The 21,195-nt window shown below is 66.9% G+C and carries 17 protein-coding genes; 11 read left to right on the top strand and 6 right to left on the bottom strand.

From position 1 onward, the window contains the following. Window positions 1-102: 102 nt before the first annotated feature. Entirely contained in the window at window positions 103-606 is a 504-nt protein-coding gene (locus ACU6XJ_RS16295) for a CAP domain-containing protein (RefSeq protein ID WP_476311923.1), read from the top strand. 260 nt (window positions 607-866) lie between these two features. After that, window positions 867-2,393: a M4 family metallopeptidase gene (locus tag ACU6XJ_RS16290; protein ID WP_476311921.1), complete on the top strand. Its 1,527-nt coding sequence runs from the start codon at window positions 867-869 to the stop codon at window positions 2,391-2,393. On the opposite strand, the gene ACU6XJ_RS16285 is transcribed toward ACU6XJ_RS16290, so the two are convergent. After that, entirely contained in the window at window positions 2,390-2,827 is a 438-nt protein-coding gene (locus ACU6XJ_RS16285) for a hypothetical protein (protein WP_476311919.1), read from the bottom strand. The two genes, ACU6XJ_RS16290 and ACU6XJ_RS16285, sit on opposite strands and share 4 nt — an antisense overlap. Window positions 2,828-3,052: 225 nt before the next feature. Between ACU6XJ_RS16285 and ACU6XJ_RS16280 the strand changes: the two genes are divergently transcribed. Beyond that, on the top strand, window positions 3,053-4,222 hold the full coding sequence (locus tag ACU6XJ_RS16280; protein ID WP_476311916.1) for a helix-turn-helix domain-containing protein: 1,170 nt from the start codon (window positions 3,053-3,055) through the stop codon (window positions 4,220-4,222). 53 nt (window positions 4,223-4,275) lie between these two features. Here the strand turns inward: ACU6XJ_RS16280 and ACU6XJ_RS16275 are convergent, their stop codons facing one another. Beyond that, window positions 4,276-5,112, bottom strand: a complete 837-nt coding sequence (locus ACU6XJ_RS16275; protein ID WP_476311913.1) for a trypsin-like serine peptidase — start codon at window positions 5,110-5,112, stop codon at window positions 4,276-4,278. 172 nt (window positions 5,113-5,284) lie between these two features. Here ACU6XJ_RS16275 and ACU6XJ_RS16270 point away from each other — a divergent pair, with 172 nt between their 5' ends. Next, complete coding sequence (locus tag ACU6XJ_RS16270; RefSeq protein WP_476311912.1) at window positions 5,285-6,151, top strand: S8 family peptidase; 867 nt, start codon at window positions 5,285-5,287, stop codon at window positions 6,149-6,151. 3 nt (window positions 6,152-6,154) lie between these two features. Here the strand turns inward: ACU6XJ_RS16270 and ACU6XJ_RS16265 are convergent, their stop codons facing one another. Then, window positions 6,155-7,078 (bottom strand): cation diffusion facilitator family transporter, encoded by a 924-nt coding sequence (locus ACU6XJ_RS16265; protein ID WP_476311909.1) that lies wholly within the window; start codon window positions 7,076-7,078, stop codon window positions 6,155-6,157. A gap of 129 nt (window positions 7,079-7,207) precedes the next feature. Here ACU6XJ_RS16265 and ACU6XJ_RS16260 point away from each other — a divergent pair, with 129 nt between their 5' ends. Further along, a complete protein-coding gene (locus tag ACU6XJ_RS16260) occupies window positions 7,208-8,146 on the top strand; it encodes a hypothetical protein (RefSeq protein WP_476311907.1) in 939 nt (312 codons plus the stop codon). On the opposite strand, the gene ACU6XJ_RS16255 is transcribed toward ACU6XJ_RS16260, so the two are convergent. Genes ACU6XJ_RS16255 through ACU6XJ_RS16245 form a run of 3 tightly spaced genes read right to left on the bottom strand, consistent with a single transcriptional unit; the run spans window position 8,124 to window position 12,184 of the window. After that, entirely contained in the window at window positions 8,124-9,104 is a 981-nt protein-coding gene (locus ACU6XJ_RS16255; RefSeq protein WP_476311905.1) for a TolB family protein, read from the bottom strand. The two genes, ACU6XJ_RS16260 and ACU6XJ_RS16255, sit on opposite strands and share 23 nt — an antisense overlap. Beyond that, window positions 9,101-10,315 carry an MFS transporter gene (locus ACU6XJ_RS16250; protein WP_476311903.1) on the bottom strand — a complete coding sequence of 405 codons (1,215 nt, stop codon included), beginning with the start codon at window positions 10,313-10,315 and terminating at the stop codon, window positions 9,101-9,103. The genes ACU6XJ_RS16255 and ACU6XJ_RS16250 overlap by 4 nt, the downstream gene beginning before the upstream one ends. 3 nt (window positions 10,316-10,318) lie before the next feature. Next, complete coding sequence (locus tag ACU6XJ_RS16245; protein WP_476311901.1) at window positions 10,319-12,184, bottom strand: metallophosphoesterase; 1,866 nt, start codon at window positions 12,182-12,184, stop codon at window positions 10,319-10,321. A 232-nt stretch (window positions 12,185-12,416) separates the two neighbouring features. Here ACU6XJ_RS16245 and ACU6XJ_RS16240 point away from each other — a divergent pair, with 232 nt between their 5' ends. The 6 genes from ACU6XJ_RS16240 (at window position 12,417) to ACU6XJ_RS16215 (ending at window position 20,797) form a co-directional block, all read left to right on the top strand. Further along, entirely contained in the window at window positions 12,417-13,382 is a 966-nt protein-coding gene (locus ACU6XJ_RS16240; RefSeq protein ID WP_476311898.1) for a threonine ammonia-lyase, read from the top strand. Between the two features lie 58 nt (window positions 13,383-13,440). After that, window positions 13,441-14,388 carry a chitinase gene (locus ACU6XJ_RS16235; RefSeq protein ID WP_476311895.1) on the top strand — a complete coding sequence of 316 codons (948 nt, stop codon included), beginning with the start codon at window positions 13,441-13,443 and terminating at the stop codon, window positions 14,386-14,388. 155 nt (window positions 14,389-14,543) lie between these two features. After that, on the top strand, window positions 14,544-16,421 hold the full coding sequence (locus tag ACU6XJ_RS16230; protein WP_476311892.1) for a DNA/RNA helicase domain-containing protein: 1,878 nt from the start codon (window positions 14,544-14,546) through the stop codon (window positions 16,419-16,421). A 46-nt stretch (window positions 16,422-16,467) separates the two neighbouring features. Next, a complete protein-coding gene (locus ACU6XJ_RS16225) occupies window positions 16,468-18,579 on the top strand; it encodes an AAA family ATPase (protein ID WP_476311889.1) in 2,112 nt (703 codons plus the stop codon). 2 nt (window positions 18,580-18,581) lie between these two features. Further along, the gene (locus tag ACU6XJ_RS16220; protein WP_476311887.1) at window positions 18,582-19,760 is read left to right on the top strand and encodes an McrC family protein; all 1,179 of its coding nucleotides are present in this window, start codon (window positions 18,582-18,584) and stop codon (window positions 19,758-19,760) included. A gap of 176 nt (window positions 19,761-19,936) precedes the next feature. After that, on the top strand, window positions 19,937-20,797 hold the full coding sequence (locus ACU6XJ_RS16215) for a HalD/BesD family halogenase (protein ID WP_476311884.1): 861 nt from the start codon (window positions 19,937-19,939) through the stop codon (window positions 20,795-20,797). Window positions 20,798-21,195 lie beyond the last annotated feature (398 nt).

Below are 21,195 nucleotides of genomic sequence, written 5' to 3'. Positions count from 1 at the left end.
GGGTGACGGTCGCGGCAGCCGTTTTCCCGATCTTCGCAAGGGTATTTCCACCGCAACTTCCGTGGCGCGCCACCAGCACAAACGCCCTGGAAGGAGCGACCCATGTTTTCGTGGAACCTGACGGTGCTGTTCGGATATCTGCCCGCAGCGCTGGGAATGACCATCGCGCCGCCTGCCGCGCAGCCCCCGACGCAGGCCGAGATTCGCGTGAACGCGGATTTCCCCGGTGAGGTCATCGTCCTGACCAATCAGCACCGACAAAAGAACGGCTGTGGCCCGGTGACCGCCAACGGCCCGCTGACCAAGGCGGCCAGGGGGCACAGCCAGGACATGGCCAACCGGAACTACCTGTCGCACACCGACCCCGCGGGCCGCAACCCCGGTCAGCGCATCTCCGCGGCGGGCTACCCCGCCAAGCAGTGGGGCGAGAACATCGCCGGTGGACAGGCCAGCCCCACGCAGGTGGTGAATGACTGGATGGCCAGCCCCGGCCACCGCCGCAACATCCTCGACTGCAACTTCAAGGAAATCGGCGTCGGTTACGCGGCGAACCCCAACAGCACCTACGACGTGTATTGGGCCCAGGAGTTCGGCACCGCGAAGTAACAACAACGGAAAGAGTCGCCCCGTACACGCGGGGTGACTCTTTTTCTGTCCCATCTGGGACTCACTTAAGTTACCAATCTTCACAGTCCGTGCCCCCAAACGGCCAATTGACTTGGATGGCGGTCGAATTTCTACTTGAGGCACCCAAAGAAAGACGGGCGTGCCTCCCCTGTCGTTTTTCGGCACTCCTGTCTTTTCCCTACTCGGCGATGCCCTCCCAGCGACCCCCGCGTCAGGCATCGTCGGAAGGAGCCCTGCCCATGCGACAGATTCGACTGCCCTTCCTCGTGGCGGGCCTGGCCCTCGCCGTGGCCACCACGACCGCGCCCGCCCAGGCGGCCCCACCCGGGCCGGAACGCGCCGCGAGCGCCGCCGACCAGGCCGCCGACCGCGGCGTCGGCGAGTTGCGCCACGGCGCCGAGGAGGACTTCCACCGCGTCGGCCTCACCCCCGGCGGCGCGGGCCTGTTCTACGCCGCCTACGAGCGCACCTACCGCGGCCTTCCCGTCGTGGACGGTGACGCGGTGGTCGTCGTGGACGGCGCGGGCAACCTGCGTGGCTCCAGCGCCGCGCCGACCGCCCCGATCGCGGTCGACACGACGGCCCGCGTGCCCGCCGACGCGGCCACGGCCGCCGCCCGCGGCCAGCTGCCCATCGTGGACAGCGTCGAGCAGCCGCGCCTGGTGGTGTTGGCGGGCGCCCAACCGCGGTTGGCGCACGAGGTGCTCGTGCACGGGGCCACCGCGAACGCGCCCAGCAAGCTGCACGTCTTCGTGGACGCCCAGACCGGCGCCGTGCTGCACACCCGCGACGATGTCAAGGCGGGCACCGGCAACAGCTACTACAACGGAAACAGCGTGCCCATCGACACCACGTCCTCTGGCGGCCAGTACTCCACAGTGGACCCCAACCGCCGCAACCTGAGCTGCGGGTCGAACAGCACCAAGCGCCCCTACACCGGACCGGACGACAACTGGGGCAACGGCTCCGGCACCGACCTGGAGACGGCGTGCGTCGACGCGCTCTATGCCGCGCAGACCGAGTGGAAGATGCTCAAGGAATGGCTGGGCCGCGACGGTTTCAACGGCAGCGGCGGCGGCTTCCCGGCCTACGTCGGCCTCAACGCCGTCAACGCGTACTGGAACGGAAGCTCGACGGCTTTCGGTCACTCCAGCGACAACCAGCGCCAGGTGGTGCCGATGGACGTGGTTGGCCACGAGTACGGCCACGCCATCTTCCAGAACACCCCCGGCGGTTCCGGCGGTGGCCGTGAGACGGGCGGGCTGAACGAGTCCACCGGCGACATTTTCGGTGCGCTCACCGAGGCCTACGCCAACAACCCGAACGACCCGTTCGACTATGAGGTCGGCGAAGAGGTCAACCTCGCGGGTCGCGGCCCGATCCGCTACATGCACGACCCGTCCAGGGTGAACCACCCGAACTGCTACAGCGCCAGCATCCCCAATACGGAGGTGCACGCGGCGGCAGGCCCGCAGAACCACTGGTTCTACCTGCTGGCCGAAGGCACCAACCCCGGTGGCGGCAAGCCCACCAGCCCGACGTGCAACAACACCACGATCACCGGCATCGGCGTGCAGAACGCCGCTAAGATCTTCTACAACGGCCTGTTGAAGAAGACCAGCGGCTGGACCCACGCAGCGGCGCGCAAGGCCACCCTTGAGGCGGCCAAGGCACTGTTCCCGACCGGCTGCACCGAGTTCAACACGACGAAGGCGGCCTGGGAGGCCGTTAGCGTGCGTGCGGTCTCGGGCGAACCGACCTGCTAGCAAGTAGCTATGGCGGCGCCGCGTTCCGACGCGGCGCCGCTGTGGCATAACAGCGGGCGGATGGTGATCGGCCTGGAGAGGTTCGGTGGCACGCCGCAGTGTTCGTCCAGCGGGATGAATCGCCTCGGCGCCAGCGGATCATCGGGAGTGGGAAGGATGAGGATCGATCGCAAGGCCCACAGGGGTTTGCCGTGGTACTTCCAGACGATGCGTTCTGGCCGGAAGAAGTCGGTGTCGGGGAAGCGGACGAGGCGGTAGGCGGTGGCATCGCTGGGACCGCGGAGGATGAGGACGTCTGAGCAGTCGGAGTGGTGAAAGGCGGCGGCCACGAGTTGTGGGGACTCCCGCGGCCCGAAGATGAAGAGGGTCCAGCCGCGCAGCCGCAGTTCGCTGAGTAGATCCTCAAGATCCAGTTGGCGGATTTCCCTGTCCATATCGGCTCCCTCCCGATCCGCGGAGGCGGACCGGCATGGTCGGGGGGCATGCCAGTCCGCCAACCAAGACGCTAGAAGTGCTTCGTAACTTCTAGTGACAAATCAGTGACCAAGAGGAGTCGGCTTCTGGCCCTTCAACCGCGCGTGGCATCGTGGATGAGGAACCCTGTACGCGGAGGTGGCTTGGTGGCCAGGACGCAAGCAGCATCGGGTGTTGGGTCGCGGGTGGCGGAGGAGCGGAAGCTGGCCGGCTTGAAGCAAGCCGAGTTGGCTCGTTCCGCTCACATCTCATTGAGCCTGCTGCGCAAGGTGGAACAGGGGGCGGCGCCCGCCTCCCCGGCATTTGTCAGTGCGGTCGCACAGGCTCTGGGGATCGGAGTCGCCGATCTGCTGGAGCAGCCGTATCAGCGGGTAAGCAGGGACGATCGGGATGTGTTTTCGGCCGTCGGGCCGATTCGGCGGGAGATCGCCGCCTACCGCATGGAGCCCATAGACGGAACACCCGTGCGCGAGTTGCACCTGGTCGCCGCGGATGTGGCGAAAGCATCCAAGCTCAGGCACTCGGCCAGCTTGGTCCAACTGGGAGCAGAACTGCCCGGGCTGCTGGTCGAACTGCGCGCGGCGATCCACACACTGGCCGGAACGCATCGCGAACGAGCCTTCGGTCTGCTCGCCGAAACCTATGCTGCGGCCGGGCAGTTGGCCTGGCGGCTCGGATATGTCGATCTCGCTTCTCTCACCGTCGAGCGGTACGAATGGGCGGCCGCACAATCAGGCGACGAACTGGCAGTCCTCGTTGGTGACTACCAACGCGCCGGGGAGCTGATCGGCACTGCCGATTGGCGTTTGGCACTCCGATTCCTTGAGCGGAGCCGATCTCGTATCGAGACACAAGTCGGTGCAGGCGACCCTCCAGTCCTGGCGATGTGGGGAAACCTGCATCTCAAATCCGGCTTGGCCGCAGCCCGTGCGGGCAGGCCCGACCTCGCCGATGATCACTTGGCCGAAGCGAAGGATGCGGCTCGACGGCTCGGTGTCGACCGGGATGACTACCGGCTCTGCTTCGGCCCGACGAACGTCGACATCTGGTCGGTGGGGCTCGCGGTCGAGGCGATGGATGGCACCGAGGCAGTCAAGCGGTCGGCGAGTGTCACCATCCCGAGAACGATGCAGCGCGAGCGGGTCGGACACCACTACATCGATCTGGCCCGGGCGTATCTGATCCACGGTGATCGGAAATCGGCTTTCGAGAGCCTGCACAAGGCGCGAGCGGTCGCGCCGACGCAGACCCGGTACCACCCGATGGTGCACGAGACGATCCGGATGCTCGCCAGGAGCGAGGCCAGGGCAACGGACACCGTTCGCGGTTTCGCCGCCTGGTGCGGGATTTCCTAGAGCCGGCAGCGGTGGGCTGACCCCGTAGGTGCGGAGTCAGCCCACCGCTTCGCCTACTTGTTGCCCTTGGGGAGCAGGCAGCCCTGCTTCGCCAGGTTGATCTTGTTTCCGTCATCCACGCAGGTGGCGATCCAGTACGTCTGCTGGCCGTAGGTCAGGCCCTGCTTGTACGTGACCTTGCCCTGCTCGTCGATCTCACATGGGTTGTTGAACGTGCACTCTTCGCCGTCGTCATTTCCCGTGTTGTTGACGCCGACGACCTTGTTCGTCGCGTGGTCGATCACCGGCGAACCGGACGTGCCGTGGATGGTCTCGCATCCGGGCTGGGAGTACCGGATCGAGTCCTTCCAGGTCCAGCCGCCCTCTTTGAGCTGGTAGACGAACTTGTCGATGTTGCAGGTCCAGGTGCGCTTGAAGTAACCCGACACCACGCTGATCTTGGCGCCCGCGACGGGCTTGGTCGCGGAGATCTCCAGGGCCTTGCCCTTGAGCTGGGTCGCGATCTGCTCGTAGGTGGTGCTGAGCTCGTACACCGCGACGTCGGTGTCGGTCATCGTGGCGTAGGCCGTCTTGGTTGCCTTGACGGTGCCGAGGTTGCTGCCGGTGGGGCCCAGCAGGGTCATGCTGCGGCTGGACGGCTTGTCCACGATCACCGTGCCCTGGGAGGGCATTCCATTCTCATGGCAGTGGCCGTTGGTGAGCGCCAGCGCCTTGTCGGTGTCCTTCGAGTTGGGCAGCCGCACCAGCGAACCGGAGCAGTTGTTGAGCTTGATGATTCCGGTGTAGTCGGGCGCCGCCGTGGTAGCCGCGGTCGCGGGGCCGGTGGTCAGCGCGATACCGAGAGCCGCCACCGCGGTGGTCATCAGCGTGCAGAGAAAACGCCGTGCCATATCGGTCCTTTCCTCACCGAGCAGGGATGCCTCGAACCTAGCGGCGATGCACGCCCGCGCAACAGGGAAAAATCTCCGTTGGGGTGAAAGCGGAGGAATGGGATATAAGAATACGGGATAATGCGGCGCCCAAAGCCGGCGCGGAACGGGCGTTTGGCCCGATAGTGGGACCGTGAATTCCCCTGCATCCCGGCTGACCGCGCTGATCATCGCGGTGGCCGCGGTCTGTTTCTCCGGTTCCTCCGCCAATGCCGCTCCAGTCAGCCAATGGGGTCTGGACCGCATCGACCAGCGCGACCTGCCGCTGGATGACAAATTCACTCCGCCGAATGGTGGTGAGAACGTCAACATCTACATCGTCGACAGTGGAATCAGCACGACCCACCGCACCATGAGCGGCCGGGTGAAACACGCCTACGGCGAACCCGGCGACAAATGGGGCCACCGCACCGGCGTCGCGTCGGTCGCGGGCGGCACCGGGATCGGCGTCGCACCCAAGGCCACGCTGTGGTCGGTCGAGGCCCTCGACGACATCCCCAAGGCATTGGACTGGGTCGCCAAGAACGCCAAGAAGCCCGCCGTGGTCAACGTCAGCCTCGGTGTCGACGCCTCCCCCGAGCTCGACGCCGCCGCCAAGCGGGTGGTCGACGCGGGTATCGCGGTGGTGGTGGCGGCGGGCAACTCGAGCGACGATGCCTGCTCCCACTCGCCTGCCCGCGAGCCCGCCGTGATCACCGTGGCCGCCTCGGACCGCAACGACCGACGCGGCGATTTTTCCAGCCACGGCAAGTGCGTCGACCTGTTCGCACCGGGCGTGGACATCACCGTCGCCGACATCAAGTCCGACACCGCGACCCACCGCGTCCAGGGCACCTCGGAGGCGGCGCCGTTCGTGGCGGGCGTTGCCGCGCTCTACCTCTCGGCGCACCCGACCGCGAGTGCCGCCGAGGTGACCAAGGCGCTGCTCGACAGCGCCACGTCAGGCAAGATCACCGACCCCGAGAACAGCCCGAACCGGCTGCTGCACCTCGTCCGCTAGGAACTACCAGGTGAGTTCGCGGCAGCGGTGGGCGCTCGCCGTGGACTCCACCTGGAGGGTGGCGTGCTCGATGTGGAACCGCTCGGCCAGCAACTGCTGGGCGCGGCGCAGCACGTCCTGGTCGTCGGCCTCGGCCTGCGTGATGAGGTGCGCCGAGCACACCTCCATCCCCGAGGTCAGCGTCCACACGTGCAGGTCGTGGACCTCGGTGACGCCTGCGAGGCCGCCGAGTTCGGTGCGCATAGCGGTCACGTCGACCGCGTCGGGGGCGTGCTGGAGCAGGATGCGCAGCGCCTGCCTGCCCAGCGAATACGCCCTGGGCAGCACGAACAGACCGATCGCCACGCCGATCACCGGGTCGGCGTAGCGCCAGCCGAAGGCCAGCGTCAGCACACCGGAGAGCAGCACGCCGACGGAGCCGATCATGTCGGCCATCACCTCGAGGTAGGCGCCGCGCACGTTCAGGCTCTCCTTGGCGCCGCTGCGCAGCAGCAGGAAGGCGATGACGTTGTTGACCAAGCCGATGGTGGCCACGATCGCGACCGGCAGGCCGGGCACCGCGGGCGGGGAGTCGAAGCGCGTCATGGCCTCGTAACCGACAGCGATGGCCACGCCGAACAGCAGGAAGGCGTTGACCAGCGCGGCGAAGACCTCGGCCCGGTAGAGGCCGAAGGTGCGGCTGGTGTTCCGGGAGCCGAGCCGGGCGATGAGGATCGCGCCGATGGCCATGGCGATACCCAACACGTCGGTGAAGACGTGCGCCGAGTCCGACAGCAGTGCCAGCGAGGAGGTCCACAGCCCGACGACGACCTGCATGACCAGCGTGAGGACGCCCAGACCCGCCGCTATCCACAGGACCCGCAGGTGCCTGCCGGACGCACTGGCCGCCTCGGCCATCGACACCCCGTGCCCGTGACCCTGACCCATGGTTCAACTCCCTTCCAGGGCATTCAATATATAGCGAAACGTGCATGTGTCGGGAGACCGTGAGGGGCATCACCGGGGTCGCGAACGGCCGTAAGCTTCCAGTTCCGATACCCGCCGATTGGGGGTGTTATGCCGTCTGACACCCATCGGAGGCAGCTCGCGCAGGCGCTGGCCTCCGGCCCCTTCAGCCTCGCCCTGCGGCTGGCGGTGCAGGGCAGCGGTCTGAGCCTGGACCGCATCCAGTACCGGCTTCGCGAGCGCGGCGTTCGGATCAGCACCACCGCGCTGAGCTACTGGCAGCGCGGCCACAACCAGCCGGAACGCCCCGAATCGCTGCGGGCGCTGGCCGTGCTGGAAGAGGTGCTCGGGCTGCGCCCTGAGTCGCTGTCCTCATTGCTCGGCCCACCTCGGCCGCGGGGCCGGTGGCTGCACCAATCCCCCGGCGAACTTCGCCCCGACCAGGCCTGGGCCCGGCCGGACGGGCTGGCCAGGGCACTGGACCGGCTGGGTGTCTCCCTCGAGGACACCACCGCGGTCGCGAAGGTGGCCACCCACATCGTCTGCCGCGTGGACGAGCAGCGCGGGATCGCCGGACTGCACTACACCGTCGTCGGACGCGCCGAGCGCGACGGCGTGGACCGGGCGATCGCCGTGCACCGCAACAACAGCGACGACCCGGCGGCCTGCGTGATCAGCGAGACCCGCGGCTGCCGGGCGGGCCGCCAGCGGCGGGATGACGAGACCGGCTTCCACCTCGTCGAACTGCTTCTCGACCAGCCGCTGCGGATGGGCGAACTGGTCGTCTACGAGTACACCGTGCGCACTCCGGAGGACCCGGACGACCACTACATCTCGTTCCGCACCGCCGGGACCATGCGCGATCTGTCGCTTCAGGTGCAGTTCGAGCCCTCGATGCTGCCCGCGCGCTGCTACCGCACCTACCGCACGACGGCGGCCGAGACCGGGGTCGAGGTCTGCGATCTGCTGCTGGGCGCCTCGCACACCGCGCAGCTGGTGCAGGTGGACCCGAAGCCGGGCATCTACCTCATCGGCTGGGACTGGGAGTGACGCCCAGCGGTGACGGCGAGGACGCGTCCCGCCGCAACAGCGTCGGGCTGCCGCTGCCGTCCGCGGGCACCGAGTACAGCGCGGACCGCTCACCGCGAGCGGGCGAACGGGCGTAGGCGAGCGTGCGGTCGTCCAGCCACGCGGCCTGGTCGTCCACGTTCTCCCGTTCGGCGGAGGCGGTTTCGGTGCCGGTGGCCAGGTCGAGCACGACCAGCCGCCAGCCGTCGCCGATCTTCTTCTTGTAGGCGATCCTGGTGCCATCCGGCGACAGCGAGGGGCATTCGGCGTTGCCCCGCACCGACTCCAGCCTCCTGGTCTCCAGGTCGCCACGCATCAGCCAGGTTCGGCCGCCGGTGGCCATGGTGGCGTAGAACGTGCGGTCATCCGTGGCGAAGGTGACGCCCCAGAAGTTGCGGTCCACCGATCTGTCCGGTGCGCCGTCCACAAAGGACTCGAAGTTCTCCAGCGAGCCGTACACCTTGCCGGTGACACGGTCGTAGATGCCTGCCGTGGTGGAGAAGGAGCCCGCGGGCAGGTAGGTGTCCCCGGTCCGGAACACGGTCCACGCCGTCAGCCTGCCCGATGGCGAGACCCGCGCCCTGCTGGGCGTGCCGTCGAGCAGGATCGTCTTGACCGGCCGCATGGCCGAGTCGAACACCTTGGCCTCCCAGGACGGCGGCACGGCGACCGAGTACAGGCACACCGTGGTGCCGCCCGCCGAGTAGACGCGCTGGCAGCCCAGGCTGTTCGCGGTCTGCGCGGCGGGATCGCGCAGCGACACCTGGCCGACCCTCCGGCTGGACTCGTCCACGTAAAGCACGGTTCCGGCCGCGGTGGGGTCAAGCCGGATCGGCTCATCCGGGGCGGTGGCGTTGCGCGCCACGGCGATCGCCACGTAGACGCCTCCCGCGGCGAGCAGAGCCACAATGGACAGTGTCACCAGCAGGGTGCGTTTCACCGGCGGGTCCACCCCCAAGCGATTCCGATGATCAGGACGAAGGCGAACCCGGCGAAAGCGTGCTGGAGGCCCCAGGTGGTGGCCGCGGCGCCGAAGGTGATGGCGGCGGTCATCCTGGCCAGCGCCTGCCCGGTCTGGAGCACCGCGAGGCCGCTGCTGCGCAGGTCCTCGGGCAACAGCGGGCCCGCGTGCGCCATCAGCACGCCGTCGGTGGCGGCGTAGAACAGGCCGTGCAGGCCCAGCGCCACGATGAGCAGCGGCCAGCCGCCCAACGAGGACGCCACCAGCAGGTACACGACGGCCAGTAGGGCGTGGCCCGCGAGGAAGATCGGCCACCGGCCGATGGTGTCGGCGACGCGGCCGACGGGTATGGCGGCCAGCAGGAACGTCGCCGCCACCACCAGCGGCAGCAACGGCAGCGCCCGCAGGTCCAGCCCGGCGCGCTGTTGGGTGGCCAGCAGCAGGAACGCGTCCCCCGCGGTGGCCAGGCCGAGCACCACGGCGAGCAGGCAGACGCGGCGGAACTTCGGGTCGCTCAGCAGCCGCAGCCCGGCGCGCAGGTCGAGGGATCTGCGTGGGCGGGGCCGGGTGATCGCGGGCTCGCGCACGTAGGCGAGCAGCACGATCAGGCCGATCGCGGCGAAGCAGAAGCTGACCACGAACAGCGAGTCGTAGGCATCGCCGACGTAGGCGAGCAGCACGAACGCCAGCAGCGGGCCGATCAGCGCACCGACGGTGTCCATCGCACGGTGCACGCCGAAGGCGCGGCCCAGCATCTCCGGCGGAGTGGTCAGGGTGATGAGCGCATCGCGGGGCGCGGTGCGTATGCCCTTGCCGGTGCGGTCCACCGCCAGCATGGCGCCGATCCCGGTCAGCGAGCCGCCCACCATGGGGAAGCCCAGCTTGGTCACCGCGGACAGGCCGTAGCCGACCGCGGCGACCGCTTTGGGTCTGCCGAGCTGGTCGGCGGCGTGACCGCCGACCAGCCGCAACACCGCCGACGCTCCCGTGTACACCGCGTCCAGCACGCCGAACTGCAGGTAACCCACGCCCAGCCCGTAGATCAGGTACACCGGCAGGAAGGCGGTCACCATCTCCGAGGAGATATCGGTGAGAAGGCTGACCGTCCCGAGGGTCAGCACGGTGGACGGCACGGCGGCCTTGGCGGACGAGAGCCGCAGTCGCCGCAGAGTGTCGGAGGTGAGGTACATCGGCTAGATCTTCGTGATCTTCAGGTCATCGACCTGGGCCTCGATGAGGCTGCCGGTGCCGACATCGGCGGTTTCGATGAGGATGCGCACCTTCTGGCCCGCGAACGAGGACAGGTCGGCGGTGTGGTCCTGCCATGCGCCGCCGACCACGGCGCCGGTGCCGCGCTTGTCGAGCACGGCGGTGGAGTTCGTCCCGATGACGATGACCTTGAAGTAGTCCTCCGAGGTGGCGTTGTTACCCGATGCGAAGCTGTACTTGAAAGACAGCTGCAACGCGCCGTCGGTGGGCAGGGTGATCTCCGGTGACTGGACGGAGGTCTTTCCACCGTCCAGATCGAAGCTGCCCGGTCCCGAACCCGCTGCGGCCCCGGTGACCAGGCAGTTGCTGCCACTCGGGGTGTCGCCGAGCTGCGCGGGCCTGCTCACGTCCGTGGTGCTCTCGGGGTTGCCGCGCTCCCACGCGCCGGTGGTGGCGGTGTCGGCGCGGGTGGGGTTGACGACCCAGCCCTTGTCGGACTCGAAGTCGTCGGCGAAGAGCTGGTTGCCGGGGTTCGGCGTCGTGGTCGGCGGTGTGGTCGGTGTCGAGGTGGGCGTGCCGCCGGACTTGGCCTTGCACTTGCCGGTTCCGCTGTCGACGAGGTCGTAGCCCTCGGCGTTGACGAAGTCCCACTTGTAGTCGGTGCCGGTGCCGGTCAGCTTGAGCACACCGTGTGCCTTGCCCGCCTTCTCGACATCGCGGTGCGATCCGCTCAGGTTGTAGAAGCTCTTGCCGCCGGTGCCGACCAGGATCTGGCGGGTGCCGTTGACATCGTCGCGGGTGCCGTTGGCCAGCTTCGGGGCCCACCGCTGGTAGTTGTGGTCGTGGCCGACGAGGATCAGATCGGCCGTCTTCTTGTCCAGGATCTCGTGGAACGGCCTGACCGTGCTGATCCCGCCGTTGTAGTTGCCGATGCTGAACAGCGGGTGGTGCCAGAACGCCGCGACGCAGGGCTTGGTGTTGCGGGTGAGGTCGTTCTCCAACCACTGGAGCTGGGTGTTCCACCCGGAGTCGCCGAGCTTGGACTTGTTGCTGTTCAGGCCGACGAAATGCCAGTCGCCGATGTCCCAGCTCTTGTAGCCGAGGCCGGGAGTCCCCGCGATGCTGCCGAAGTAGTCGTAGTAGCCCTTGGCGCCGGGGGTGTTGTACTCGTGGTTGCCGGGCGAGGGGAAGGTCCTGCTCTTGAACCTGCCCCAGGTCGGGTCGTAGTTCTGGCGGTACTCGCTCAGCGTGCCGTCGTTGTAGGCACCGTCGCCCGCCATGAACACCGCGCCGGGGTTGATCCCGTCGAGCACCCTGGCGGTCGCCGCGCAGTTGGAGCCGCAGACATCGCCCGCCCCGGCGATCACGACCGTCTCCGCCGCGGTGCCGGACTCGGCCGCCGCGACCGAGTAGCCGCTGGCCGGGTTGATCATCCTGGGGCTGACCGTCACGCAGTCGCCGTCGAAGGTGTTCGTGGTGAACGTCCGCCCCGCCCAGTGGTCGCCGCGGAAGGTGAAGCTGCCGCCCTTGGACCCGGTCACGGTCAGGGAGTCGTCGCCTTTGAGGGAGAGCCGGTCGAAGCGCAGTCGCATCCAGGCGGCGTCGGACTGGCAGATCCGCTCGGTCCTGGCCGCGGACCCGACGGCCCCGACCCGGACCGCCGCCGTCCGCACACCGTCCTGGACGACCTGCGGGGTGATATTGGCCGGGGCCGCGTTGACGGCGAACGGGAGTTCCGCCGAGGCCTGGACAGGGTGGTCCTTGGCCGCGACGTTGGACGCCACGATGAGCACGGCACCGCCCACCGCCGCGCCGATGGGCAACCATCGCCGCAGACGTGATTCGCTCACGCTGACCGCCTCCTTTCTGCAGGGGGAGAAGGTGTCAGTCGAGCCGAGCGAAAAATAGGTGGTCCGTCTCACAAGCGTCACCAGATCGACATCGCACAGTGCTTATCCTCTGAATGAACATGTGGGTTTGCGCTGATGAAGCCCTTGATCACGAGGAAATGCCTGGCTGTCCAGAGTTCGCGTCCGCGCTGTCTTGATTGCGGCAATGGGGTGAGGTTGAATTCAGCGCGGGGTGATCACGTCGCAGCCAGAACTCATCGGACCCGCTGACATCGAGCGGGCAGCGCAACGCATCGAGCCGCACGTCAACCGCACGCCCGCCCTGGAGAGCCCGCGGTTGAGCGAGTATCTGGGCGCCCGCGTGCTGGTCAAGGTGGAGAACCTCCAGCACACCGGCAGCTTCAAGATCCGCGGCGTGTTCAACGCCCTGCTCGCCCGCCGCGAACGCGGCGCCTTCCCCTCGGGCGTGGTCACCTTCTCCGCGGGCAACCACGGCGCAGCGGTCGCCTACGCCGCCGCCCACCTCGGCATCCCCGCGATGGTGTGCATGCCGCCGACGGCGGTGGACACCAAGGTCGAGGCGGTGCGCCGCTACGGCGGCGAGGTGGTGGCGACCGACGACCTGGTCGGCACCTGCGAACGGCTGGGCGCCGAACGCGGCTACGACCTGCTGCACCCGTTCGACGACCTGGACGTCATCGCGGGCCAGGGCACCGTCGGCCGGGAGATCCTGCTGGACTGCCCCGAACCCGATCTGCTGCTGGTGCCGGTCGGCGGCGGGGGGCTGATCAGCGGCACCGCCGCCGCGGTCAAATCGGGCTGGCCCAAGACCAGGATCGTCGGCGTCGAGCCGGTCACCGCCAACGCCTTGACCCGCGCGATGAAAGCGGGCCACCCCGAACCGCTGCCAGGCCCGCCGCAGACCATCGCCGACGGCCTCGGCGCACCGTTCGCCGGGGTGCACACGATGGCGCACGTCAGGGCGTTTGTCGATGCCACCGTGGAGGTCACCGAGGAGCAGATCCTCTCGGCGTGGTGGCGCCTGATGGACACCACGAAGCTGCTGGTGGAGCCCTCCGCAGCAGTCGGGCTGGCGGCCATCGAACGCAAACGCATCCCCGAGACCGCCACCATCGTGATGGTCCTGTCCGGCGGCAACACCAACCCTGAGTCGCTGGCCAAGCTCGCCAACCAGTGAGACCATCTGGTCTACACCAATGTCGCCGCCTCTCCTTCCCTGCAGGAGGTCATGCGATATGAGACTGCTCGCTGTCGTGGCGATGGCGCTCGCCCTCGTCACCCCCACCCCGGCAGCCGCGGCCCCCGCGCTGCCCAACGCGCCGTACGTCGACATGGGCGCCTGGCCGACCCCGGTCCTCACCGAGATGCAGAAGGCGGGCGGGGCTAAGGGCTTCTCCCTCGGCTTCATCACCGGAGCCGCCTGCAAGGCAAGCTGGTTCGCCGCCTTCGACCCCAGAACCGGTTGGCAGCGCGAGGAAATCGACAAGATCCGCGCGGGTGGCGGTGACGTCAAGATCTCCTTCGGCGGCGCCAGCGGCATCGAGATCGCCGTCGGCTGTAGCGATGTCGCGAGCACCATCCGCGAATACGAGGCCGTCATCAAGGCCTACGACCTGGTCTACATGGACCTCGACATCGAAGGCACCGCCGTCCAGGACAAGCCGTCCGTCGAGCGCCGCTCCCAGGCCCTGGCCGACCTCCAGCGCCGCTACCCCCAGCTGAAGATCTCCCTCACCCTGCCGGTCCTGCCCACCGGCCTCACCGAACACGGCCTCAACGTCGTCAAGTCCGCCAAGGCCGCCGGCGTCAACCTCGACCTCGTCGACATCATGGCTATGGACTACTACCAAGGCCCCGCCGACCAGGGCAAGAAGGCCATCCAGGCCGCGATGAGCCTCTTCGCCCAACTCAAGACCGTCTACCCGGAGAAATCCGACGCGGCCCTGTGGTCGATGGTCGGCGTCACGCCGATGATCGGCATGAACGACTCCCGCAACGAGATCTTCTACCAGGAAGACGCCCAGGAACTAGTCGCCTTCGCGAAAACCAAGCACCTCGGCATGCTCTCCCTGTGGGACACCGTCCGCGACCGCAACGCCTGCAACGGCGCCCTCCACCAGTGCACCAACATCCAGCAAAGCCCCTACGACTTCGCCAAGATCTTCGCAGGCTATACCGGCTGAACGCGACGGCTGGGCGGGTGTCACGCGCACCTGCCCAAGCCGGATCATCCGAGATCCTCTATTTTGTGGTGTTGCGGCCCGCCGGGCACCGAAGCGCCACTTCGTCGCTGCCCCCACCCGCACGTGGTTCACGTGTGTCCAGTGGGGGAAAAGAAGTGGCTCTTGTCCAGGGAAGTGCCGTCGATCTGCTGGCTGCCGCGGAGAGCGGCCGTCTCGCGGCCGGTCCAGTTCGGGACGAGACCGAACCCCGCGCGGGAACGGCCGAAACGCTCCAGTGGCGGGAACTCGTCCCGCCTTTCCTGCGCCTGCTGGTCGACGCGGGTCTCGGCCAGGTGGAAGTCCTGCTGGAGCACAAGCTTCCCAACAGCCCCAAGCGGATCAGTGCCGTGCTCTGCGGCGTCCACCCCCATTCCGGTGAACCGAGCTATGTACTCGTGCAGTTGGCGAAGTGGTCGGATGCGGAGCTTCTGGCCGCGGGCTTGGTCCAGGTTGGGGGGAGGCGCCAGCCTGTGCTCCACCCCGCGGAACAGGTTCAGCAGTACTGCGAGTACCTGGTGGACGTGGCACCGCCATTGGCCGAGCGGCCCCACGCCGTGCACGGGGTCGCCTACTTGTACAACCATCACGCCGATGGCCTGTCGTCGCTGATGCAGTACCGGGCCACCGACTTCGGCAGGCTCTTCACCGCCGACGACCACGCAGACCTGCAGTACCACCTGCGTTCGCTACTGGATGTCGACGCCGAGCGGTCGGCCGCGCAGGATGCAGGCCACCGGTTCACGCAGTGGGGCAACGGCAAGGCCAAGCCCTTGATTGAGCCGTCCGCGTTGAAGGCGCGGGACCATCGGCGCTTCGTCCTGCTCGACGAGCAGCAGGTCGCGTACCGGCAGGTACTGCGCGCCGTGGAACGCGCCCGGGCGGCGAAGCAGCAGACGGTTGTCGTGGTGCTGGGCGGCCCTGGCTCCGGCAAGAGCGCCATCGCACTCACCCTGCTCTATGAAATGGAGAGTCGCGGGTTCCGCGTGGAGCATGCCACCGGCTCCCGTGCGTTCACTATGACCATGCGGAAGTTCGAGGGAAGCCGCAAGCAGAAGAAGACCCTGTTCAAATACTTCAACAGCTATGTGAGTGCGGAGCCGAAAGAGCTGGGCGTCCTGATCTGTGACGAGTCCCACCGCATTCGGGAAACCAGTGTCAACCGCTTCACCGGGAAACAGGTCCGGGAACAAGCAGGCAGGCAGATAGACGAACTGCTCGATGTCGCCTGGGTTCCGGTCTTTCTCCTGGATGAGAACCAGATCGTGCGGCCCGGCGAGATGGGCTCGCTCGGGGAAATCGCTGCAGCGGCAGAGGCGCGCGGCTCGAACCTGGACGTGGTTCACCTGGACGGCCAGTTCCGCTGCGGTGGTTCGGTGTCGTTTGATTCCTGGGTGGCCAGGCTGCTCGGCATTGACCGCAAGCCGCCTGTGCCCTGGAGTCGCATTGCCACTACGCTGGACGCGGATTTCACGGTGGCCTGCGTGGAGTCTCCGCGGGCCATGGAAACGTGGTTGCAGAACAAGAGCAGGGCCCTTGGCGGAACAGCACGGATCACCGCGGGCTACTGCTGGCCGTGGAGCGATCCTGCCGACACCGAGCACGGACGCAAGCTCGTCGACGACGTCCGGATCGGCGACTGGCAGCGCCCCTGGAACGCCAAACCCGGAAAGCAAGTACCCGACGCGCCCGACGCCGATTACTGGGCATCGGACGAGCGTGGGTTTGGTCAAGTCGGCTGCGTCTACACAGCCCAGGGTTTCGAATACGACTGGGCGGGCGTGATTATCGGTCCAGACTTCCTTCACCGCAACGGATCCTGGGTGGTCGACCCGTCGAAGTCCAAGGACCCGAGCCTGCGCAAGACCGATCAGAACCGTTTCACCGCGCTGATCACCAACACCTACAAGGTGCTGCTCACTCGCGGAATGCGAGGGATTTGTGTGTATTCCACCGACGCCGAAACACAGCGATTTCTTGAGGCCATGACCGCATAGCTAAGATTCGCAGGCTTGCATCGCGAATAGTGGCAGGGGAACCGAGATGGCTGATGCCGTTCGAATCGCGCCGTTGCTCAGGGCCTGTCTTCAGGTGCTCAGGGAGTCGCCGAGCCCCGTACCAGGCAGTGAGGTTTTCCGCCAGGTCAGAGATCGCGTCGAACTCACCGACTACGAGCGGGAGCCCTATCCGGATTCCGGTCAGCCGCGCTGGGAAAACCACCTCCGCTGGCACACCGGTGATGTGGCGACCGTGGGCTGGATGTCCAAGCGCGACGGACTCTGGGACCTCACCGAGGCGGGTGAGACAGCGCTCGACACCTACGACGAGGAACAGTTCGTCTCCGAGCTCAGGCGTCTCTACAACGACATCCGCCGTCGTAGGGCCAGGGCTGTGCAGGAACTCAGCGGCTCGGAGCAGCTCGTCGCGCGGGCGTTGAACGTCGTCGAGCCCGGATCGTGGACCTCCTACGACGACGTTGCCGAACTGATCGGGAAGAAGCCCGCCGACATCCCGCACTTCCTCGCAGGTGGCAAGAAGCCGATCAGCGGCGCGTACCGGGTGCTGAACCGGGATGGCTCGGTGCCCCCGGACAACGCGCTGCACGCCCTGCACCGCGGGATGGACCTCAGGCGCAAACTCCAGGCCGAGGGGGTTGAGTTCGATACCGAGGGCCGCGCGGCCCAGACCCAGCAGATGACAGCCGACGACCTGGAGCAGCGGCTGGCCGAACTGGGAGAGGTCGAGCAGGAGCAACCGCAGACCAAACGGGCCTGGCTGATTCGCGGCGCCGCAGGCGACGGCCACGACCTAGTGCGGTCGTGGATCGCCGAGAAGTTCGTCTCGCTGCCCGCGACGAACCTGCGCCCTATCTCACCACCGGTCTCCAGGGATGAGCTCAGGGTGATCGTCGATGAGGACTACCAGCACACCTCCTACGCCGTGCGGGAGGCGCGGACCACCGAGTTCAACGCGTTCCTCAACCGGATGCGCCCCGGCGACCACCTGCTCGCCGAATCCGGCGACACCGTCCACTTCGGCGAGATCACGGGCGAGGCGTCCTACCTGCGGTCGGCCGATCAGCAGTCCAACCTGCGCAGGTTCGCGCGCTGGCTCCAGCGGAGCAGCAGGTTCACGGACCTGCCGGGGGAATTGCAGGCGAAGCTCAACAGCCAGTCCGAGGTCGTGGAGCTGACCGAACATCTCGCCGCGATCGAGGAACTCCTGGCTGACGGCGCAGGTGCGGCCAAGCCCAATGTGAACCCCGCCAGACAGCTGGCGTTTCGGCCGGTCAGCGCCAAACTGGCCGAGGAGCTGTTCGTCGAGCACAGCTGGCTGCAACGACAGGCGGATCTGCTCTGGGACTACAAGCAGATGATCCTGCATGGTCCCCCCGGCACCGGAAAGACCTTTTTGGCCAGGAAGCTGGCCTGGCATCTCGCGGAGCGCAACGCGGTGAAACTGGTGCAGTTCCACCCGTCGTACACCTACGAGGACTTCTTCGAAGGGTTCCGGCCCGTCCAAGAGAACGGCGGGGTGACGTTCAAACTGCACCCCGGCCCGTTCCGCAACCTGGTCGACGCCGCCCGCGAACGCCCGGGCGAGCCGCACATCCTGGTCATCGACGAGATCAACCGGGCGAACCTGGCGAAGGTGTTCGGCGAGCTGTACTTCCTGCTGGAGTACCGGAACGCGCCCATCGACCTGCTCTACTCGGCCGAATCGGAGTTCACGCTTCCCGAGAACCTGTTCGTCATCGGCACCATGAACACCGCGGACCGGTCGATCGCCCACGTCGACGCCGCGATCCGCCGCCGATTCGTGTTCACCGAACTGCACCCCTCCGATGCACCGACAAAGGGTCTGCTGGCAGCGTGGTTGAACAGGCACCGAGCCGAGAACCCGCAAGAGGTCGTCCACAACCTGGATACGCCGCTGGTTCTCGATGAGCTGAACATCCGAATCAGCGACCGCAATCTCGCGATCGGCCCGTCGTTCCTGATGCGCCCGAGCATCTACCGGCGGGAGGATGGCCTGGAGCGGGTCTGGCAGGCATCAATCCTCCCACTGCTGGCAGAGCATCACTTCGGTACGGGCGGAAGCATCCTCGAGCAGTACGCACTCGAGTCGATTCGCAGCGCCGTCGGTGGTGGGTAACCGTGACACCGGTCGAGCTCGGGGAATCGAAGGGGAAAGTCGTCGAGCTCACCCCGGAACAGGCCCGCAGGCTGGAGGCGTCCGAGTTGGTCACGGTGACCAAGTCGGCGCGCGGCGCCCACCTGTGGACGGTGACGGGCAAGCGCGGGAAGGTCGGCACTGTTCGGGCGGGTGCGCTGGAGATCCGAGTCAACCCGAAGATCTCCGTCGCGAGGCTGCTCTTCCTGGCGGGCTACGCCCGCAATTCCACAGGCTGGCAGCAGGACACCGTCGACGTCGGAACGGCGGAGGGCGTGTTCGCGGCGGTGGCGCAAATCCTCTGGCGGCAGGCGGAGGATGCCTTGCAGCTGGGGGTTCTGCAGGGTTACCGGACCGTGGATGAAAGCTCGTACACGCTCCGCGGGCGGATCCGGGAGAATGATCAGCTTCGCCGTCGGTATGGCCAGACAATGCCGATGGAGATCTCCTTCGACGAGTACACCGTCGATATCCCGGAAAACCAGATCTTGCTCGCGGCTCTAACACACGTCCTGGACCTGAAACGGGTCGACAAGGACTCCTACCGCCGCCTCGGCCTGCAGCGAGCCCGACTGGCCGAGGTGAGCGTCTTGCCGCCCGGACGCCCGCTACCCACTTGGACGCCGACAAAGGAGAACCTGCGGTACCACAAGGTTCTCCAATTGGCGGAGATCATCCTGGCTGCGGCCTCGCCGGAGCACTCCCGGGGTGCCCTCGGCGTCAGCGGGTTCGTTTTCAACCTCGAGCAGGTCTTCGAGGACTTCGTCACCACCGCCGTCGGCGAAGCGCTGGCCGAGCGGATCGCAGGCAAGCCCCGACCCCAGTACAGGTCGCATCTGGACCTGGCGTGCAAGCTGCCGCTGAAACCCGACCTCGTCTGGGAAGACAGGGGCAAGCCGCTAGCGGTGCTCGATGCCAAGTACAAGAACCGCGAGCCGAAGTCCGACTACTACCAGATGCTGGCCTACTGCACCTCACTAGATATCCGGCAGGGACACCTGGTTTACGCGGACGGAAAAGAACCGCTCACGGTCCATACGGTCAAGCACGCGCACATCAGGATCTTCACGCATGTACTCGACCTTGAACTTGCGCCCGCGGCGTTGCTCGCGCAGATCGGTGCGATTGCCGATCAGATCGTGTCGGCTGCTGCCACATCGTGAGACCGCGCTCGCGTTGCGGGACAACCGTTCTGTGAGGCGTTGTCATGTGTTTGATCGTGCACGTTTTCGAGGTCGGTGTTGCGTGTCACAAACAAGTTCGCGGGCCTGATTTGTGAGCAATGGGTGTGCTAAACCCCAGGGAGGTTCGCGGCAGGGGGCACGTGGAGAGGATCTTCATGAGCGCATCCGGAGCTCGGGTGTTGGGGCACGTCGTCGACACGGAGCGGTACCCCCTGACGGAGCCGGGGGGTACCGCGTGGAACGCCACTGTGGCGCGGGCCAGAGCCGAGTTGGACAGCGTCGGGTGCACGGTGTTGCCGAACTTCGTGCGGTCCGAGCGGTGCGCCGAGTTGCGGGTGGAGTGCGCGGGGGTAGCGCCGCAGGCCTACTACGACGTCGAGACGGTCAACGCCTACAACATCGCGGTGGACGCGCCGCTGCCGGAAGGGCATCCGGGGCGACGGACGATGAAGCGCGGCAACGCTTTCGTGGCTCGTGACCTGATTCCGAATGAGTTCATCATCGCCGAGTTGTACGAGAGCCCGTTGTTCCAGCGGTTCGTCGCCGACTGCTTTCGGCTGGCGAAATTGTTTCCGCTGGCCGATGAGCTGTCGGGGTTGTGCCTCAACGTGATCCGGCCGGGGATGGAGCATCCCTGGCACTTCGACACCAACGAGTTCACGGTCAGCATGGTGACGCAACTGCCTGAGGGCGGTGGGGTTTTCGAGTACTGCCCGAACATCCGGTCCGCGACGGCGGAGAATTTCGATGACGTGCGAGCCGTGCTGGATGGGAAGGGTGCGGACCTGGTCAGGCGGCTGACGCTGCGACCGGGTGATCTTCAGCTGTTCAAGGGCCGCTATTCGCTGCACCGGGTCAGCCGCGTCGAGGGTGCGGCCGACCGGCACACGGCGATCTTCGCCTACAGCGAGCGGCAGGGGGTCGTCGGCAGCGTCACGCGGACGAGACAGCTTTTCGGCCGGGTGCTTCCACAGCACCTGAAACGGAGTGTCCGGGTCGACCAACTGCTGGACTAGGAGCACCACGCGTGAATTTCGACGCCACCGGAAAAGTGTTGCTCGATCACATCTACACGCAATCCGATCCGCGGGCCTACTTCACCACACTGCGCGAGCTGGAGTATTGCATTCCCCAGCTGGCCAAGCCCTATTTCCTGCGACTTGTCGAGCGGTTCCGGGAATGCCACGAGGACCGCGGTCCGACCGTTCTCGATATCGGGTGTTCGTACGGGATCAACGGGGCGCTGCTGAAGAGCGGCGCGTCCATGGACGACCTCTACGCCCGGTACGGCGCCGCCAAGGCCCATGCCCTGACGCATGAGGAGTTGGTCGAGCGGGACCGGGGGCTGGTGCGCGAGGCCGAGAACCGGGCGCGGTTCGTGGGGCTGGACATCTCCGGGCCCGCCCTGGCGTAC

It is taken from the genome of Actinorectispora metalli, assembly GCF_056323685.1.
Note: the sequence above shows the minus strand (reverse complement) of the source record. Positions and strands in the feature narration are given on the sequence as shown.

What these genes read in the sequence shown, in the direction of transcription:
- ACU6XJ_RS16295 (WP_476311923.1), top strand. Translation starts at nt 103, where the DNA reads ATGTTTTCGTGGAACCTGACGGTGCTGTTCGGATATCTGCCCGCAGCG.
- ACU6XJ_RS16290 (WP_476311921.1), top strand. Translation starts at nt 867, where the DNA reads ATGCGACAGATTCGACTGCCCTTCCTCGTGGCGGGCCTGGCCCTCGCC.
- ACU6XJ_RS16285 (WP_476311919.1), bottom strand. Translation starts at nt 2,827, where the DNA reads ATGGACAGGGAAATCCGCCAACTGGATCTTGAGGATCTACTCAGCGAA.
- ACU6XJ_RS16275 (WP_476311913.1), bottom strand. Translation starts at nt 5,112, where the DNA reads ATGGCACGGCGTTTTCTCTGCACGCTGATGACCACCGCGGTGGCGGCT.
- ACU6XJ_RS16265 (WP_476311909.1), bottom strand. Translation starts at nt 7,078, where the DNA reads ATGGGTCAGGGTCACGGGCACGGGGTGTCGATGGCCGAGGCGGCCAGT.
- ACU6XJ_RS16260 (WP_476311907.1), top strand. Translation starts at nt 7,208, where the DNA reads ATGCCGTCTGACACCCATCGGAGGCAGCTCGCGCAGGCGCTGGCCTCC.
- ACU6XJ_RS16250 (WP_476311903.1), bottom strand. Translation starts at nt 10,315, where the DNA reads ATGTACCTCACCTCCGACACTCTGCGGCGACTGCGGCTCTCGTCCGCC.
- ACU6XJ_RS16235 (WP_476311895.1), top strand. Translation starts at nt 13,441, where the DNA reads ATGAGACTGCTCGCTGTCGTGGCGATGGCGCTCGCCCTCGTCACCCCC.
- ACU6XJ_RS16225 (WP_476311889.1), top strand. Translation starts at nt 16,468, where the DNA reads ATGGCTGATGCCGTTCGAATCGCGCCGTTGCTCAGGGCCTGTCTTCAG.
- ACU6XJ_RS16215 (WP_476311884.1), top strand. Translation starts at nt 19,937, where the DNA reads ATGAGCGCATCCGGAGCTCGGGTGTTGGGGCACGTCGTCGACACGGAG.